General features: G+C 52.0%; 19 protein-coding genes. All 19 read left to right on the top strand.

Annotated elements, in window-relative coordinates; translation table 11 throughout:
• Positions 1–16 precede the first annotated feature (16 nt).
• A complete protein-coding gene (locus J2Z70_RS30030) occupies positions 17–1,408 on the top strand; it encodes a protein-glutamate methylesterase/protein-glutamine glutaminase (protein WP_209879048.1) in 1,392 nt (463 codons plus the stop codon).
• Between the two features lie 34 nt (positions 1,409–1,442).
• Positions 1,443–3,533, top strand: a complete 2,091-nt coding sequence (locus J2Z70_RS30025; RefSeq protein WP_209879046.1) for a chemotaxis protein CheA — start codon at positions 1,443–1,445, stop codon at positions 3,531–3,533.
• Between the two features lie 27 nt (positions 3,534–3,560).
• On the top strand, positions 3,561–4,022 hold the full coding sequence (locus tag J2Z70_RS30020; RefSeq protein ID WP_036692546.1) for a chemotaxis protein CheW: 462 nt from the start codon (positions 3,561–3,563) through the stop codon (positions 4,020–4,022).
• A gap of 3 nt (positions 4,023–4,025) precedes the next feature.
• Positions 4,026–4,652: a chemotaxis protein CheC gene (locus J2Z70_RS30015; RefSeq protein WP_036724698.1), complete on the top strand. Its 627-nt coding sequence runs from the start codon at positions 4,026–4,028 to the stop codon at positions 4,650–4,652.
• Entirely contained in the window at positions 4,645–5,142 is a 498-nt protein-coding gene (locus tag J2Z70_RS30010; RefSeq protein WP_036724701.1) for a chemotaxis protein CheD, read from the top strand. The genes J2Z70_RS30015 and J2Z70_RS30010 overlap by 8 nt, the downstream gene beginning before the upstream one ends.
• A gap of 2 nt (positions 5,143–5,144) precedes the next feature.
• Positions 5,145–5,555 (top strand): hypothetical protein, encoded by a 411-nt coding sequence (locus J2Z70_RS30005; RefSeq protein WP_209879044.1) that lies wholly within the window; start codon positions 5,145–5,147, stop codon positions 5,553–5,555.
• Between the two features lie 78 nt (positions 5,556–5,633).
• A complete protein-coding gene (locus J2Z70_RS30000; protein ID WP_209879042.1) occupies positions 5,634–6,422 on the top strand; it encodes a FliA/WhiG family RNA polymerase sigma factor in 789 nt (262 codons plus the stop codon).
• Positions 6,423–6,452: 30 nt separating this feature from the next.
• Positions 6,453–7,856 carry a flagellar assembly protein A gene (locus J2Z70_RS29995; RefSeq protein ID WP_209879040.1) on the top strand — a complete coding sequence of 468 codons (1,404 nt, stop codon included), beginning with the start codon at positions 6,453–6,455 and terminating at the stop codon, positions 7,854–7,856.
• A gap of 69 nt (positions 7,857–7,925) precedes the next feature.
• On the top strand, positions 7,926–8,234 hold the full coding sequence (locus J2Z70_RS29990; protein ID WP_076078632.1) for a hypothetical protein: 309 nt from the start codon (positions 7,926–7,928) through the stop codon (positions 8,232–8,234).
• Between the two features lie 68 nt (positions 8,235–8,302).
• Positions 8,303–8,875, top strand: a complete 573-nt coding sequence (locus J2Z70_RS29985) for a hypothetical protein (protein ID WP_036724708.1) — start codon at positions 8,303–8,305, stop codon at positions 8,873–8,875.
• On the top strand, positions 8,872–9,474 hold the full coding sequence (locus tag J2Z70_RS29980) for a hypothetical protein (RefSeq protein WP_209879038.1): 603 nt from the start codon (positions 8,872–8,874) through the stop codon (positions 9,472–9,474). The genes J2Z70_RS29985 and J2Z70_RS29980 overlap by 4 nt, the downstream gene beginning before the upstream one ends.
• 161 nt (positions 9,475–9,635) lie before the next feature.
• Complete coding sequence (gene rpsB / locus J2Z70_RS29975; protein WP_036692565.1) at positions 9,636–10,337, top strand: 30S ribosomal protein S2; 702 nt, start codon at positions 9,636–9,638, stop codon at positions 10,335–10,337.
• A 146-nt stretch (positions 10,338–10,483) separates the two neighbouring features.
• Positions 10,484–11,134, top strand: coding sequence for a translation elongation factor Ts (gene tsf / locus J2Z70_RS29970; RefSeq protein WP_036724710.1), 651 nt, complete (start codon positions 10,484–10,486; stop codon positions 11,132–11,134).
• Between the two features lie 102 nt (positions 11,135–11,236).
• Positions 11,237–11,965 (top strand): UMP kinase, encoded by a 729-nt coding sequence (gene pyrH, locus J2Z70_RS29965; RefSeq protein ID WP_036692582.1) that lies wholly within the window; start codon positions 11,237–11,239, stop codon positions 11,963–11,965.
• Positions 11,966–12,520, top strand: a complete 555-nt coding sequence (frr, locus tag J2Z70_RS29960; RefSeq protein WP_036724711.1) for a ribosome recycling factor — start codon at positions 11,966–11,968, stop codon at positions 12,518–12,520. It begins immediately after the preceding gene.
• A gap of 78 nt (positions 12,521–12,598) precedes the next feature.
• Positions 12,599–13,366, top strand: coding sequence for an undecaprenyl pyrophosphate synthase (locus J2Z70_RS29955; protein ID WP_036724712.1), 768 nt, complete (start codon positions 12,599–12,601; stop codon positions 13,364–13,366).
• Positions 13,367–13,386: 20 nt separating this feature from the next.
• Positions 13,387–14,190: a phosphatidate cytidylyltransferase gene (locus J2Z70_RS29950; protein ID WP_076078640.1), complete on the top strand. Its 804-nt coding sequence runs from the start codon at positions 13,387–13,389 to the stop codon at positions 14,188–14,190.
• Between the two features lie 23 nt (positions 14,191–14,213).
• Positions 14,214–15,353, top strand: coding sequence for a 1-deoxy-D-xylulose-5-phosphate reductoisomerase (locus tag J2Z70_RS29945; RefSeq protein WP_209879036.1), 1,140 nt, complete (start codon positions 14,214–14,216; stop codon positions 15,351–15,353).
• A 147-nt stretch (positions 15,354–15,500) separates the two neighbouring features.
• Entirely contained in the window at positions 15,501–16,775 is a 1,275-nt protein-coding gene (rseP, locus tag J2Z70_RS29940; RefSeq protein ID WP_036724717.1) for an RIP metalloprotease RseP, read from the top strand.
• The last annotated feature ends 22 nt before the right edge of the window (positions 16,776–16,797 follow it).

The raw sequence follows: 16,797 nt of genomic DNA, 5'->3' as shown, positions 1-16,797 counted from the left end.
CAGAGGTGGAAAAGCTATGAGGCCATATAAAGTTCTGGTTGTTGATGATTCTGCATTTATGCGCAAGATTATTTCCGATTTAATAGAGAATGATGCCGACTTTCAAGTCACAGCGACAGCTGCCAACGGACGCGAGGCGATTGAGAAGGTTAACGAGCTTCGTCCGGATCTCGTAACCATGGATGTGGAGATGCCTGAGATGAATGGCCTGGAGGCGCTCAAAAGTATCATGGCCCAGCGTCCGCTCCCGGTGATTATGCTGTCCGGCATCAATGAAGAGGGTATGAAGGAGACGATTCTGGCCTTGGAGTGGGGGGCTTTCGATTTCATCCGAAAGCCGTCCATTTCAAACTCCCAGGATATCATCGCTGTCGGAGAGTCCCTCCGGGAGCAAATGAAGGAAGCGATGCTGGCGCGCGAGCGCCGTGAAGCCCGCGCTTCCGCCGTCAAATCGCCTGAGCCTCCTCCTCCCGCTGCTGAACCGCCTGCTCCGCGGGCTGTTGTGGAACCGGTAAGAAGGAAGCTGGAGCCGTCCAAGAAAGAAGCGGATAAAGCGCCGCTTCAGGGCACGGAGAAGCCAAGGGTCAGGGCGCCGCTTGAACCGCCCGCTGACAAACGGAAGCCGGAGACCGGCACTGAGCCGGCGGCTGCGAAGCGGGTAGCCAAGCCTGCGCCGGCAGTGCCTAAACCGGCTCCCGACAGGTTGAAAGGCCGCTTCCAGGAGGCGCAGGGCGCCGGAAGGGTTGTACAACGTGCGGCTTCTGAAGTTGCTGCAGGCTCGTTCGTTGAACCTCCTGCAGCAACAGGAGGCCAGGCAAGCGGAAGCCGGAGCGTGCGTAAGCTGGTTGCTGTAGGCTGCTCAACCGGAGGTCCGAGAGCGCTGAAGGCATTCCTGGAGAACATCCCCGGTGACTTCCCGGCACCGATTGTCATTGTCCAGCATATGCCGCCTAACTTCACCAAATCGCTGGCCCAGCGTCTGAATACCTTCAGCGCGCTGGAGGTCGCGGAAGCGGAGCACGGTATGATTCTCCGGCAGGGTGCGGCGTATATTGCCCCCGGGGGTTATCACCTGACAGTGGTTCCTGTGCCTGGCGGCCAATACATGATAGAGCTTACTAAGGAAGAGGTCCGTAATGGACATCGTCCTTCTGTAGATACACTGTTTGAATCGGTATTGCAGCTTACCTCGCTGGAACGTCATGCCGTCATTATGACGGGGATGGGCAGCGACGGGGCCCGTATGATGAAAGCACTCTATGATTCGGGGGTGACATCAACCTTTGCGGAGAGTGAAGAAACCTGTGTGGTATACGGAATGCCGAGGTCTGCAGTAGAGTTGAAGTGTGTAAGACACATCCTGCCTTTGCAAGAAATTGCTCCAAGGCTGGTACAAGCCGTTAAATAATGGAATAGCGAACTCGAAGGGGAGGTACCCGCTCATGGACATGAACCAATACTTATCCATGTTTATTGATGAGTCAAATGATCATCTGCAGTCTTTGAACGAGAGCATGATGGGGCTGGAAGCGAATCCGGAGGATCTGAGTATTGTTCAGGTGATTTTCCGCTCCGCCCATACTTTGAAAGGTATGGCGGCTACAATGGGGTTTGAAGATTTGGCTTCGCTTACGCACCAAATGGAGAATGTGCTCGATCTGGTGCGCAATAACAAACTGCGGATGCAGGACTTCATTTTTGATACCCTGTTCAAAAGTATTGACGCTCTGGAATCCATGGTGGAGGATATCACCGGCGGGGGAGCGGGCAAGGCTGATGTAACAGAGATTGTCTCTTCCCTGCAGGCCATCGTACGCGGAGAGGTTCCTTCTGCCGGCAATGCTTCTGCTGAAGTTACTGCTGCTGCGTCCGGCAATGCCAGCGCGGCCCAGGTGTTCCTGGATGAGTTCCAGTACTCAGTGCTGGAGCAATCCCTTCAGGAAGGCCATCAGGTGTTGTATGTGGATGTGGCGATCCGCAAGGACTGTCAGCTCAAGGCTGTACGTGCCTACATGGTCTTCGACCTTCTGGAGCGTTCAGGAGAAGTCGTGAAATCCTTCCCTTCGGTTCAGGACATAGAGCAGGAGAAATTCGATTACGGATTCTCCCTCTACTACATAACCCAAAAGGATGCCAGCGAGATTCAGAAGATGATTCTGAATCTGTCAGAGATCGAAGCGGTTACCGCTGTGGCGCTTGATCAGGAGTCACTTCGCCAAATGGGGCAAGACACTGCAGCAGCTACAGCCGAAGCGCCCGCTCCGGCTCCGGTGCAGGAAGCTGCTCCCGTTGCTGCCGGTAATGCTTCCCCTGCGGCTTCTCTGCATTCCAAGGAAGAGAACGGCAAAGCAGCCCCGGCCCGGGTAGGAGGGTCGCCGTCACCTTCCCGGACCATCCGTGTGGATATTGAGCGGCTGGATGTGCTGATGAATCTGTTCAGCGAGCTGCTTATTGACCGTGTCCGGCTGGAGCAGCTGGCCTCCGAGGTCCAGAACGGGGATCTTACAGAAACGGTCGAGCATATGGGCCGGGTGAGCGGAGATTTGCAAAATATCGTTATGAAGCTCCGCATGGTTCCGGTAGACACCGTATTTAACCGGTTCCCGCGGATGATCCGCGATCTGGCGAAATCGCTGGACAAGAAGGTGGATTTAATCATCACTGGAGCAGATACAGAGCTTGACCGTACCGTGATTGATGAGATTGGCGATCCGCTGGTCCATCTGCTGCGCAATGCGGTTGACCACGGGATTGAATCTATTGCAGACCGGATTGCGGCTGGAAAGCCGGAGACCGGGACCGTCCAGCTCCGGGCCTTCCATAGCGGCAATCATGTGTTCATCGAGATTGAAGAGGATGGCAAGGGCATCTATCCGAAGAATGTCTTAGCCTCTGCTGTCAAAAAGGGTGTGATTACCCAAGAGCAGGCGGGCACGATGACAGATGACGAAGCGTACCAGCTGCTCTTCGCGCCTGGATTCAGTACAGCTGAGGTCATCTCTGACGTATCGGGCCGGGGTGTGGGTCTCGATGTGGTCAAATCCAAAATCTCTTCCCTGGGCGGTAACGTCACCATCTACTCTACACCAGGCAAGGGCACGAATTTCTCCGTTCAGCTTCCGCTGACCCTGTCGATCATTGCAGCGATGCTGGTTCGGCTTGGCTCAGAGAAATATGCTATTCCGCTCTCTTCTATCGTGGAGACTGGAATTGTGAAGCAATCCCAGATCCGCACCATTCACGGCAACCGGATGCTGGAGTTCCGGGGCAGCCATATTCCGCTGGTCTCCCTGAGCAAGATCTTCTCCATTCCGGACTATGATGAAAGCACGGAAGAGGAGACGGAAATCGTGGTTGTCCGCAAGGGAGAACGGCTGGTTGCCTTGGCTGTGCAGGACTTCATTGGCCAGAACGAAATTGTAATCAAGAACCTCGGCAAGTATCTCCCAGAGGTGCAGGGAATTTCCGGAGCCACGATTCTTGGAGACGGACAGGTAGCGCTTATTATCGATCCGAATGCTTTTATCAAATAATCAGGTTAGAACAGGGAGGGTCATTCCATGGCTGAAGATATCAAAGTAATTGTATTCAAGCTTGGCACTGAAGAATACGGCATTGAAGTAGAGAAGGTCCAGACGATTGAACGTATGATGCCGATTACCCGCGTACCGAAGACCTATTCCTTTATCAAAGGTGTGATCAATCTGCGCGGTGTCGTGATTCCGGTTATCGATCTGCGCGGACGGTTCGGCATCGAGGAAGCGGAGCACACCGACCAGACCCGGATCATCATCGTCAATGTGAATGAGATGGAAGTGGGCTTCATTGTTGATTCAGCCAACGATGTCATTGATCTGAACCGTGACATTATTGATGTACCGCCGGATGTCGTGGGCGGAATCAAGGCGAAGTATCTGGACGGGGTGGCCAAAATTGGTGATGACCGCCTGCTGATTATGCTTAACCTGTCTGAAGTGCTGAACAAGAGTGAAATCGTGCAGCTGGAAAGCCTGGAGGGCTAGCCTATGGAGCTATTCAAGAACTTCAAAGACTTCAAAATGGATGTGCTTAAGGAAGTCGGAAATATCGGGGCCGGCAATGCTGCCACCGCCTTATCTCAATTGCTTAATAAGCCGATTGATATGGCGGTTCCGAAGGTACAGCTGCTTAGCTTCGAGGAGATCACTGATAAGGTGGGCGGAGCGGAGGAACTGGTATATGCGGTATTCCTGCGTGTGGAAGGTGAAGCCCCGGGCAACCTGTTCTTCATTCTTACCCCGGAGGCGGCAAGCAACCTGCTCAGCCGGATTGCCGGTATTGAAGTCTCCGGCGGCGATGAGCTGAGTGAGATGGAGTTATCCGCACTAAGCGAGATCGGCAATATTCTGGCCGGCTCTTATCTCTCTTCCCTGGCGGACTTCACCTCCCTGACCATGTATCCGACAGTGCCGGCGCTTGCAATGGATATGGCCGGAGCCATTCTTGGCTACGGGCTGCTGCAGTTCGGTCAGATGGGCGATGATGCGCTGCTGATCGATACGACTTTTTTAGAAGGCCAAAATGAAATTGAAGGACAATTCTTCCTTATTCCCGATCCGGAATCGTTCCCCAAAATATTCAAGGCTTTAGGAGTACCGTTCGACAATGATTGAAGAGCAGAGCATCATTAAAGTGGGTATGGCGGATCTGAACGTAGGCAGCCAGGACAGCCTTATTCGTACGACCGGTCTTGGCTCCTGCGTAGGTCTGACTCTGTTTGATCCCGGTAAAAAGCTGGCGGGGATGGCTCATGTCATGCTGCCCTCTTCAGAGATTGCCAGGGAGGGACAGCTGAATATCGCCAAGTTCGCAGATACTGCTGTGCCTGAGCTATTGGCCCGCCTTCTGGGGCTGGGGGCGGTTAGAAGCCGGATTGTGGCCAAAATGGCCGGAGGCTCGCAGATGTTTGCTTTTGCCGGAGGGAGTGACACCATGAGGATCGGGCCTCGGAATGTGGAATCCTGCAAGCTTGCTCTTGAGAGCCTTCATATTCCGCTTATCGCGGAGGACACGGGCGGCAATTATGGGCGCACGATAGAAATCTCCTGCAATACCGGAGTGATTTTTATCCGCAGCGTTCAAAAAGGCCCGAAGGAAATTTAGCCATGAGCAGGAAACTATTGCTGAATATTGTGGCCGGACTGATCGGATTTGTACTAACCTTCCTTGCGAACAACGGACAGAACCTGCTGGGTACCAGCCTGATCCGGGGCATGTACGGATTTATTATCTGGTTTGTGCTTGCTTTCTTCCTGAGATGGGTATTGGGTTTTATTATCGGAAAAGAAGCCTCAGACCCGGAAGCCGGTTTGTTCGATAACGGAGAGTCTCTTGGCGGGAAGCTTGATATTAGTACACCTGAAGAGGATCAGGAGCTCAAAGACTTGTTAACCCCAAAACGGGAGGCGGTCAGTGAAGAGCCCGGGGGGTTCACGCCTTTGCAGCCTCCGAAGCTAGTCTCTATGAAAGATCCTGAAGAATTGGCCAAGGCCGTTCGTCACCTGAAAGAAGAATAAGCGAGTACTGCGGCGAAAGTCCGTCATCTTGCGCCGCATGTTTGCCCGCTGACTAAACTTTGGGAAGGGTGAAAGCCGTTGAACGAGCGTAAAGCAGCTCAGTCGGAAACAGACCTGCTTTGGGAGCAGTGGAAAGAGCACGGCGATTCTGAAGCTAAAAAAAAGCTGATTGAGAGTTATCTCCATATTGTTGATTACGTGTCCAGCCGTCTGGCAGTAGGGCTGCCCAAAAACGTCTCCAAGGACGATTTGGCCAGCAACGGTGTCATGGGACTCATTGATGCGATCGAAAAATTCGACTACAAGCGGGGGCTTCAATTCCAGACCTATGCTTCGTGGCGGGTTCGGGGAGCAATCCTTGATTCTCTGCGGCAAAGTGACTGGGTTCCCAGATCCGTACGCGAAAAAGCGAAAAAAATCGAGGATGCCTACCAGCAGCTGGAGCAGAAGTATTTGAGATCGGTAAGTGACGATGAAATGAGCAAGTATCTGAATATTTCGGAAACGGAGTTTCAGACGATGCTGCAGGATGTCGCAGTAATGTCGCTCTGTTCATTGGAAGATCCTATACGTGAAGAAGAATCAGAGACACGAATGTCCATATTGGTAGATGACAAGGCCAAGAATCCGGACCGTAAAGTGAATGAGTTCTACCTGCGGGATACGCTAACCAAAGGCATCGAGAAACTAACAGTGAAAGAACGGACCGTCGTGTCCCTTTTATATTATGAGGATTTATCTTTAAGCGAGATTGCGGAAGTGATGTCACTGTCTCCTTCGCGAATCTCCCAGCTTCATTCCAAAGCTATTTTGCGGCTAAGAGGAACACTTGAGAAGAACCGGGACCTTCTGATGCAAAATGATTAACCGGGTGACGGTGACAAGGGGGAGCAGAAATTGATCGGTCAATATGTATTGAGCCAATACCTGAGCATTACTTTTTCGGAGGATAAGGGGATTGCTTACCTTCAGTTCACCAAGAAGGATGAGAATTTCACCTGTTCGGTCGAGGACCTTGAGAGCTTCCTGTCCAGTCACAATATTCGTTTCGGTATCCAGCATGATATTGTACAGCGGATTAGCAGCAACCCGGAAGAATACTTCTGGAACCGGGTGCCGATCGCGATAGGACAGCCTGCTGTCAACGGTAAGGATGGCCGTATTCTGCTGACCGTTGATATGGAGGAGGACCGCAAGCCTCTGGAGAAAGAGGATGGCAAGGTGGATTACAAAGAGCTGGTCCGGCTGCATAACGTAAGAAAGGGCCAGCTTATTGCCAAGGTTATTCCGGCAGAGAACGGTGTGAGCGGCAAAACGGTAACCGGGGAGGAGCTTCCGTTCCGGGCAGGGAAGGAGGCTCATTTCAAGGTAGGCAAGAATGTGGTGGTGGATCAGGAAGAGACCTCCATGTATTCGGCGATTGACGGATTGGTCACGCTGACAGACAAGGGCAAGATCAATGTATTTCCGGTGTATGAAATCAATGGGGATGTGGATTACAGCACGGGCAATATTGATTTCGTGGGCACTGTGGTCATCCGCGGCAATGTGCTTACCGGCTTCACCGTCAAATCCGCAGGAGATATCCGGGTGGTCGGCGGGGTAGAAGGGGCCGAGCTGATATCGGGCGGGTCCATCGAGATTACGGGCGGCATCATCGGATATAATAAAGGGCTCGTTCATGCCGGTAAAAATGTTAAGGTCTCGTTCATCCAGGATGGCAATGTTGTGGCCGGGGAGGATGTTATAGTCTCACAAAGCATCATGCATTCCAGCATCCGGGCAGGCCGCGACGTGTTGTGCAACGGTGCCAAAGGCTTAATTGTTGGCGGTATTGTGCAGGCGGGTGAACACGTGATTGCCCGCACCATCGGCAATACCATGTCTACAGCTACAGCGATTGAAGTGGGCGTTGTTCCCGAGCTGAGAAATGAGATCAACGAACTGCGCCAGGAGCTTCGTCAGCTTCTTGAGAATGAGGACAAGACCAATAAGGCGCTGTATCTGCTTAATCAGCTGGCGAACAATGGCCAGCTATCGCCCGATAAGGTGGCGCTTCGCGTCAAGCTTAATGCAACCAAGCAATCCCATATGCGTGATGAAAAGAGAATTAAAGAGCGTGTGCTGGAGATCGAGCGCATGCTGGAGGACACCGGCAGAGCTAAGGTTGATGTCGTCAAGACGATCTATGGAGGCTCTAAGATCGTAATCGGCAGATATACCAGGTTCGTCAAGGACCCGACGGAGCGGGTATCCTTCATTTACAGTGAAGGGGATATATCCATAATACCGTATGTATAATCAGGCAGGCAGCTGAGGCGGCCTGCTATTCCTTGATTCTGTAACCAATGAGTGGAAAAGAGGGATCTTATGAGTCTGAAACCGGTGGAACTGCAAATTGCTTTGCCCCGTACCCATGATGCGGGCAAAGTTCAGAACAACCTTCAGCAGCGTCCTGCACTCGACCAGCAGCAATTGGCAGGCCAGAATGTCAAGCAGACCCAGGAGATTGCGCAGCGCAGCAGCGAGGTGGACGAGTCCGCAGAATCCGCGCTGCGGGACGGCGGAAAGGGGAACGGCTCCGGGAGTCAGCCTCACACACGTAAGCAGGGCAATCAGGAGAACACCCATGATGCCGAACACCCTTATAAAGGGCACCGTATAGATTTCAGTCTCTGATTGGGACAGAATAACCGCAAATGCAGTTAAGGCATCCTATGAATTAAACGCAGAAGGAGATTACACACTTGGAACCATGGGTATACATCGTGCTGGTAGGCGCAGTTGCTATTGTTTATGCCCTGCGGCTGCCGGCCAGGACGGGTAAGGAAGACTCGGAGAAGAAGAGCCTGAAGGAGACGGAGGCGGCTCTGGAGCTCTACATGGCCGATATCGAGCATGAGAACTCCGAGCTGCTGAAGCTGGTGGGCAGTATTAAGACACAGTCACAGAGCAATAAGGCGGCCCTGCAGGAAGAGATCGGTGGACTGCGGGAGCAGGTGGGCGAGCTGCAGAAGAGCCTGCTGCTGATGGATGCGCGGCTGACCGCAGAAGAGAAGGGACTGCTTCAGCTGGCAGCCACCTTCTCGCGGGAAGCTTCGTCCGGCCACGCGGAGAAGCCCCAGGGCAGGGAACAGGCTGCCGAGGCAGTACCTCCTGTTAAGCCAAGACCCGTCAGCTCCATTAAGCTGCGGTATCCCCGGCTGTTCGAGCTGCATGAGCAAGGGAAATCAATCGATTCTATCGCCAAGACCGCCGGTCTGCAGCGGGGTGAGGTGCAACTGATCCTGCAGCTTGCCCAGCAGGAGGAATCCGTATGATGAAGAACCGATTCTTTATGCTGGGACTAGGGGTCGGGCTGATAGCCGGCGCGCTGCTGCTGCAGCTGATGATAGCCGGACGGACGGCGCCTCTGACCAAAGAAGAGCTGATCCGGCAAGCGGCTAGCCTGAACCTGAATGTTGTAGATCCGGCAGAAGCTGCTGGAACAGCAACGCCGTCCCCGGAGGAAGCGGCCAAGACCCAGGCTTCCGGGGCGCCAGCAGCAACACCGGCATCTACGCCTGCTGTCCCGCCCAAGCCGGCTGCAGTGCCAAGCGCCGCAACGACTCCGGGCAAGCCTTCAGCTCCTGCACAGCCGCAGAGCACCGCAGCACCTGTTACCAAGGCTCCGGCTACGCCTGAAGCGCCTGTGGCTGCGGTTGACGGGGTAATATCTCTTAAGATTCCCACTGGAATTACTCTCGCCCAGACGGCAGATTTACTTGCGGAAGCCGGGGTTATTGAGGATAAGAATAAGTTCCTCCAGACGGCAAACAGCCGTAAGGTGAATACTATCATTCAATACGGCAGCTACAGCTTCACCAAGGGAGAGAGCATCAACTCCATTATTGACAAGCTGATTACCGTAAAAAAGTAATCGTTGCATAGGCTGTTTTATTATGATATATTAATTGACGGTGTTAAAACACACGCCGGTTGATTTCGACAAGGGGTGCTTTCTTCTGAAGAAAGTCTTGCTGAAAGATGACGCGCGGCGGAGGAGACACACAATAAACCAAACTTAGGAGGTGTGTGAAGATGGCAGTAATCTCCATGAAGCAGCTTCTCGAAGCTGGGGTACACTTCGGTCACCAGACTCGTCGTTGGAACCCAAAGATGGATCGTTATATCTTCACTGAAAGAAACGGAATTTACATTATTGACTTGCAAAAGACAGTCAAAAAGGTAGAGGAAGCTTACAACTTTGTAAAGAGCGTCGCTGGCGACAACGGCACAATCCTATTCGTAGGAACAAAGAAGCAGGCACAGGATTCCGTAAAAGAAGAAGCTGAACGTTCGGGTATGTTCTTCATTAACCAGCGTTGGCTCGGTGGTACCCTGACTAACTTCCAGACTATTCAGAAGCGTATTGACCGCCTGAAGAAATTGGAAGCTTGGGAAGAAGACGGTACCTTTGCAGTATTGCCTAAGAAAGAAGTTATCCTTCTCCGCAAAGAGAAAGATCGTCTTGAGAAATTCCTGGGCGGTATCAAGAACATGAAAGGTCTTCCAAGCGCGCTGTTCATCATTGACCCGCGTAAAGAGCGCATTGCTGTAGCAGAAGCTCGCAAATTGGGTATTCCTATCGTAGCTATCGTTGATACTAACTGCGATCCGGATGAAATTGACTACGTAATTCCAGGCAATGACGACGCTATCCGCGCCGTGAAGCTCTTGACTGGTAAGATGGCTGATGCCGTTGTTGAAGCTCATCAGGGCGAAGACACAACTACAGCTTAAGTAGTAACCGGAACATAAAACATAAACTTAAATGAAAAAGGGTGGTTGGCAGGTGGATAACCTCTCACTGCCCTTTTTTTAAAATGCATGCGAGTATCACTTTATGCCTGCGTATGACAACGACTATGATCCTGGAGGGAATAACAATGGCAGTAGATGCAAAAGCAGTGAAGGAACTTCGTGAAAGAACCGGGGCAGGAATGCTCGATTGTAAGAAAGCTTTGGAAGAAGCAAACAACGATATCACCAAAGCAGCAGAATTGCTTCGTGAAAAAGGTCTGTCCGCAGCAGCCAACAAAGCAGGACGTATTGCTACTGAAGGTACTGTAGAATCCTATATCCACGCTGGCGGCCGTATTGGCGTTCTGGTAGAAATTAACTGCGAAACTGACTTTGTAGGCAAAACCGATTCCTTCAGAGAATTCGCACGTGACATCGCTATGCAAATCGCAGCAGCGAACCCGCTGTATGTCCGCCGTGAAGAAGTACCTTCTGCAGACGTAGAGAAGGAAAAAGAAATTCTTAAGGCACAAGCGCTGAACGAAGGCAAGCCTGAGAAGATCGTTGAAAAAATGGTGGAAGGCCGCATCAGCAAGTTCTATGAAGAATACTGCCTGATGGAGCAATCCTTCGTTAAAGACCCGGACAAGACAATTTCCCAGCTGCTGAATGAAAAAATCAGCACGATCGGCGAGAACATCACAATCCGCCGCTTTGTTCGTTTCGAACTGGGTGAAGGTCTTGAGAAGAAAGTCGACAACTTCGTAGAAGAAGTTATGGCACAAGTAAAACAATAATAACTGCATGACATTGAATAAGAACTGAATACAGGCAAGCATCAAAAGAGCGGAACACATACAAGTAGTGTTCCGTCTTTTGTAGAAAGTGAGGGTATATAATTGGAACAACCGGTATTTAAGAGAGTAGTCCTTAAGGTAAGCGGTGAATCGCTCGCCGGACAGAATGGCTATGGCATCGATGCCGATACGATCATCTCTATTGCAGAGCAGGTCAAGGAAGTCGTGGAGCTTGGAGTTCAGGTTGCGATTGTATGCGGCGGTGGCAACATCTGGCGCGGAATCGCCGGAAGTGCAAGCGGTATTGACCGGGCAACAGCCGATTATATGGGAATGCTGGCAACAGTGATGAACTCGCTGGCATTGCAGGACGCTCTGGAGCAGATCGATGTCCCTACCCGGGTTCAGACCTCTATTGCCATGCAGCAGATTGCTGAGCCTTATATCCGCCGCCGGGCGATCCGGCATCTGGAGAAGGGCCGCGTAGTTATTTTTGCCGCAGGGACAGGGAATCCGTTCTTCTCGACAGATACTACGGCAGCGCTTAGAGCAGCCGAGATTGAAGCCGAGGTTATCCTCATGGCCAAGAATAAGGTAGACGGCGTCTACTCAGCAGATCCGTTCAAGGACAGCACAGCCGTGAAATATGAGCAGCTTACTTACATGGATATTCTGAACAAAAACCTGGGGGTTATGGATTCTACCGCTTCCTCACTCTGCATGGATAATAATATACCGCTCATTGTGTTTGCTATTACAGAGCAAGGCAATATTAAACGCGTCGTTCTCGGCGAAAAGATCGGGACGATCGTTAAAGGGAGTGTAAATTAAATGCCACAATCGGTTAAGAAGAATGCCGAAGAGCGTATGGAAAAAGCGATTCTCTCGCTGAAACGCGACTTGGCAACACTGCGGGCGGGACGCGCTTCGACGTCGCTGCTGGATCGCATCCAGGTTGAATATTACGGTGCTCCAACTCCTATTAATCAGCTGGCCAACATCAGCACACCGGATTCCCGGACCCTGCTGATCCAGCCGTGGGACAAAACTTCAATGTCAGACATCGAAAAGGCGATTATGAAATCCGACATTGGGATTACTCCAGCCAATGACGGTACAATCATCCGCCTGTCGATTCCTCCGCTTACCGAAGAACGCCGCACTGAGCTGGTGAAATTCACCAAGAAGTTCGGTGAAGAAGCGAAGGTAGCGATCCGCAATATCCGCCGCGATGCCAATGATGACATCAAGAAGATGGAGAAGAACGGCATTTCAGAAGATGAATCACATGGACATCAGGAAGATATCCAGAAATCAACGGATAAGTTCATAGCTGAAGTCGACAAAGTGCTCTTGTCCAAAGAAAAAGAGATTATGGAAGTATAACGAAATTCATGAGACTTCAGGCCCCTCCGTTAATGGTGGGGTTTGTCTCTTTCTGATAAGAGCTTGGAGGAAACGGAAATGATCAAACGGATTCAAGAATGGCTGAGCCGTAAAGACAGGCAGGAGCCAGTCGAGATTTCACCGGATAATATTCCCCGGCACGTAGCGATAATTATGGATGGCAACGGGCGCTGGGCGAAGCGGCGCGGTATGCCCCGGGTTGTGGGCCATCAGAACGGGATGAAGGCAGTCAAACGTGCTACGATTGCAGCGAATGACCTCGGAGTAGAATTTTTGACTCTGTACGCTTTCTCTACGGAGAACTGGACCCGGCCTAAGGATGAAGTGGATTTCCTGATGCGCCTCCCCGTAGAATTCCTGGCGATTGAACTGGATGAACTCATTGAGAAGAATGTACAGGTGCGCGTAATGGGCAACACGGAGGCTTTGCCTTCCCATACCCGCAAGGCGATGGAAGAAGCGGTCGCCCGCACACTAAGCAATACCGGACTTATACTTAATTTTGCTCTGAACTACGGCGGGCGTAAGGAAATTGAGGACTGTATGCGCGCTCTGGGCAAGGATATCCAGGCAGGAATTCTGTCACCTGAAGAGATCACTTCAGAGCTGATTGACAACAGACTGTCATCCAGCGGTTTACCCGATCCTGACCTGCTCATCCGTACGAGCGGGGAGATGCGGCTCAGTAACTTTATGCTGTGGCAAATCGCCTATAGTGAATTTTGGTTTACGGATGCGTACTGGCCGGAGTTCGACAAGACGCATCTGATGCAGGCTGTGGCTGAATATCAGCGCCGCACACGCCGTTATGGTGGATTGAAGTAGCCTGATGGGAGAGGGATTCTTTGAAGCAGCGATTGATTACCGGAATTGTTGCCGGGGCCTTGTTTTTAGGGTTATGCTATTGGGGTGGCTGGCCGTATCAGCTGATGCTGACTGCGATGGCCCTCATCGGCTATTATGAATTTGTGAAAATGACAGGTACAGCAACCTTCGGGCTGACTGCTGTATTTGGTTATGCCTCTGTAGTAGGCTTTATGATTCCTTGGGATCTCCTGGGAACGAATAAGCTATTCTCCTGGGAACAGGGGATTTGGCTGGTATTGCTGCTGTTCCTGCTGGTCACTGTCTTCAGTAAGAATAAGCTTGATATCAAAATCACCGCGATGATGTTCACTGGCATTGTTTACATAGGAATGGGGTTCTCGTATATGGGAATCGCCCGCGGTGCGGGGGATGGCCATGGCCTCTTCTGGACGATCCTGCTGCTGTGCTGTATATGGGGCAGTGATGCCGGAGCCTATTTTGTCGGCAGAAGCTTCGGGAAGAACAAGCTGTGGCCTGCGATCAGTCCTAACAAGACTATAGAGGGCGCGCTTGGCGGAGTATTGATTTCTGCTGTCATATCGATTGTGTTTGCTATACTGGTTCCTGATCTGCTGACTATCGGACGCGCGCTGCTGATTGGAATTGCCTGCGCTGTGCTGGGTCAGCTTGGAGATCTTGTACAATCTGCCTATAAACGGGTGTACGGTATTAAGGATTCAGGCTCACTCTTGCCGGGTCACGGTGGCATCCTGGACCGCTGCGACAGCTGGATCATCGTATTTCCTTTCGTACATATCGTAATGCTGATGCCTTACTATTAACGACAGGGAGAAGGAAAGCAACTGTGAAAAAAATTAGTATTCTCGGCTCCACGGGTTCCATCGGTACCCAGACGCTGGATGTGGTAGCTATGCATCCGGAAGCTTTTGAAGTCGATGGACTGGCGGCGGGAAGTAATACTTCACTGCTGCTGGAACAGGTCCGCCGTTTCAAGCCTCGCCGTGTATCGGTATCCACGAAGGAGCTTGCAGAGGGGATCAGATCCAGTCTGCCCGCCGGTGTAGAGCTGTACAGCGGAAGTGAAGGTCTGGTGGAGATTGCTGCCGGAGGCGATGCACAGACGGTCGTAACTGCGCTTGTAGGCAGTGTAGGGCTTCAGTCTACGCTGGCGGCGATTGAAGCCGGCAGACATATTGGACTGGCTAATAAGGAGACACTGGTGACCGCCGGACATCTGGTTACAGAGCTGGCTGGACGCAAAGGCGTGAAGCTGCTGCCAGTGGACAGCGAGCATTCGGCGATTTTCCAATGCTTAAATGGGGAGAACCGTGAAGATGTGGCTTCAATTACCATTACTGCCTCGGGTGGCTCGTTCCGTGATTATAAGCGTGAACAGCTTACGAATGTTACCGTAGCGGACGCACTGCGTCACCCCAATTGGAGCATGGGGGCCAAGATTACTATTGACTCGGCAACCATGGTTAACAAAGGCCTGGAGGTTATTGAAGCCCACCATTTGTTCGCCCTTCCGTATGAGCAGATTGATGTGGTGCTGCATCCGGAGAGCATCATTCACTCCTATGTGGAGTTCTGCGACAGCAGCATTATTGCTCAGCTTGGGACTCCTGATATGCGGGTTCCCATTCAATATGCGCTCACCTATCCCGACCGCTGGCCGTCTCCTGCGAAGCGTTTGTCTCTGGCTCAGGTAGCCAGCCTGACCTTCCGGGAGATGGATTATGAGCGCTATCCGGCGCTGAAGATGGCTATTGACTGCGGCATAGCGGGCGGCACATTCACAACAGCCTTCAATGCAGCCAATGAGGTCGCCGTGGCCCGCTTCCTGCGCGGTGAGATTCCCTTCCTGCGGATTGATGAGATTATTGATGAAGTGCTTCAGCGTCATCAGGGTGAAGCGAACCCCGGTCTGGAACAGATTCACAGTAGCGATATAGCTTCCCGGGAGCTTGCGGCTGTCCTGTAAAGGGATAAGAGGCCTTTGGAAACGGTGAATATGGCTGTACCCTGAAAAATAGGTGTGGACTGTTGATTCTCTTGTGCCCTGCCTTGGAATAATGATAAATTAAGAGGACATACTTCGGTCTTACACCTTAAGGGGGAATGTTGCGCTATGGAGATGGTAAGAGTTGTTTTTTTAACGGTGTTTATGTTCTTTGTTCTGGTGACTGTCCATGAATGGGGACATTATTATTTTGCCAAACGCGCCGGAATTCTTGTACGGGAATTTGCGATCGGTTTCGGTCCGAAACTGTTCTCTTATAAACGCGGTGAAACCCAGTTCACGCTCCGCCTGCTGCCCTTCGGGGGATACGCCCGTATGGCCGGCGAAGATCCGGAGATGGTTGAGATCGGCCCCGGGCAGACCATTGCTGTCCGGCTGGGCCAGGATAACAAGGTAAAGAATATTTACCTCGATTCCCTGGATACGCGCAGAAATGTTATACGCGGTGAAGCACAGTTCACGGATCTGGAGAATGAACTGAAGATCCGCCTTGATGTAGATGGTGAAGTGACCACCTATGATGTGAATCCGCAGGCGATGATGATCAAAGGCACCCAGCAGACGCAAATTGCGCCCAAGGACCGCCAGTTCGGCAGCAAAACCGTCGGCCAGCGTGCGATAGCGATCCTGGCCGGACCGGTGATGAACTTCATTCTGGCGTTTGTGCTATTTGCACTTCATCTGCAGATGGCCGGAATCCCGGTGGAGAATCCGACCTATGTGAAGATCGGTGATGTCAGCTTAGGGATGCCTGCGCAGGAAGCAGGTCTTCAGAAGGGCGACATCGTCGTCACTGTGGACGGGCAGGCCATCGGCGGAGATTACCAGAAGATGATCAAGCTGACTTCAGCCTCCAAAGGCAAAGAAATGAACTGGACGCTGAAGCGCGGCGAAGAGACCTTGAATGTGACCATGATTCCCCGTGGAATGGAAGGGGAGCAAGGCGGTAAGGTTGGAATTACGCCGGAGCTTCCTACCCGCAAGGCCGGAGTGGGGGAGACAATTACCAAGTCCGGTACTGCTATGGTCGACACCACCAAGCTGATTTTTATCGGCTTCAAGCAGCTGATCAACAAATTTAATATGGATGATATCTCCGGGCCGGTGGGCACGTTCCAATTGACCGGGCAGATTGCCCAGCAGGGGATTCAGTATTTGACCTATTGGGCGGCTATTCTCAGCCTCTATCTGGGGATCTTCAATCTTCTGCCGATTCCTGCACTGGATGGCAGCCGGCTTGTATTCCTGGGCGTTGAGGCACTGCGCGGCAAGCCGGTGGACCCGAGTAGGGAAGGCATGGTCCACTTTGTAGGCTTTGCCCTGCTGTTCCTGGTGATGATCGCTGTTACGTATAATGATATTTTACGCCTCATAAGCGGCTGACGGATGTCATATCTTTTTTATC

It is taken from the genome of Paenibacillus silagei (assembly GCF_017874735.1).
GTDB classification, from domain to species: domain Bacteria; phylum Bacillota; class Bacilli; order Paenibacillales; family Paenibacillaceae; genus Paenibacillus_AQ; species Paenibacillus_AQ silagei.
This window is presented reverse-complemented; position numbering and strand designations above follow the sequence as displayed.

What these genes read in the sequence shown, in the direction of transcription:
- J2Z70_RS29955 (WP_036724712.1), top strand. Translation starts at nt 12,599, where the DNA reads ATGATCAAACGGATTCAAGAATGGCTGAGCCGTAAAGACAGGCAGGAG.
- rpsB (WP_036692565.1), top strand. Translation starts at nt 9,636, where the DNA reads ATGGCAGTAATCTCCATGAAGCAGCTTCTCGAAGCTGGGGTACACTTC.
- J2Z70_RS29980 (WP_209879038.1), top strand. Translation starts at nt 8,872, where the DNA reads ATGATGAAGAACCGATTCTTTATGCTGGGACTAGGGGTCGGGCTGATA.
- J2Z70_RS30030 (WP_209879048.1), top strand. Translation starts at nt 17, where the DNA reads ATGAGGCCATATAAAGTTCTGGTTGTTGATGATTCTGCATTTATGCGC.
- J2Z70_RS30025 (WP_209879046.1), top strand. Translation starts at nt 1,443, where the DNA reads ATGGACATGAACCAATACTTATCCATGTTTATTGATGAGTCAAATGAT.
- J2Z70_RS29990 (WP_076078632.1), top strand. Translation starts at nt 7,926, where the DNA reads ATGAGTCTGAAACCGGTGGAACTGCAAATTGCTTTGCCCCGTACCCAT.
- frr (WP_036724711.1), top strand. Translation starts at nt 11,966, where the DNA reads ATGCCACAATCGGTTAAGAAGAATGCCGAAGAGCGTATGGAAAAAGCG.
- J2Z70_RS30020 (WP_036692546.1), top strand. Translation starts at nt 3,561, where the DNA reads ATGGCTGAAGATATCAAAGTAATTGTATTCAAGCTTGGCACTGAAGAA.
- J2Z70_RS30015 (WP_036724698.1), top strand. Translation starts at nt 4,026, where the DNA reads ATGGAGCTATTCAAGAACTTCAAAGACTTCAAAATGGATGTGCTTAAG.
- rseP (WP_036724717.1), top strand. Translation starts at nt 15,501, where the DNA reads ATGGAGATGGTAAGAGTTGTTTTTTTAACGGTGTTTATGTTCTTTGTT.
- J2Z70_RS30005 (WP_209879044.1), top strand. Translation starts at nt 5,145, where the DNA reads ATGAGCAGGAAACTATTGCTGAATATTGTGGCCGGACTGATCGGATTT.
- J2Z70_RS30010 (WP_036724701.1), top strand. Translation starts at nt 4,645, where the DNA reads ATGATTGAAGAGCAGAGCATCATTAAAGTGGGTATGGCGGATCTGAAC.
- tsf (WP_036724710.1), top strand. Translation starts at nt 10,484, where the DNA reads ATGGCAGTAGATGCAAAAGCAGTGAAGGAACTTCGTGAAAGAACCGGG.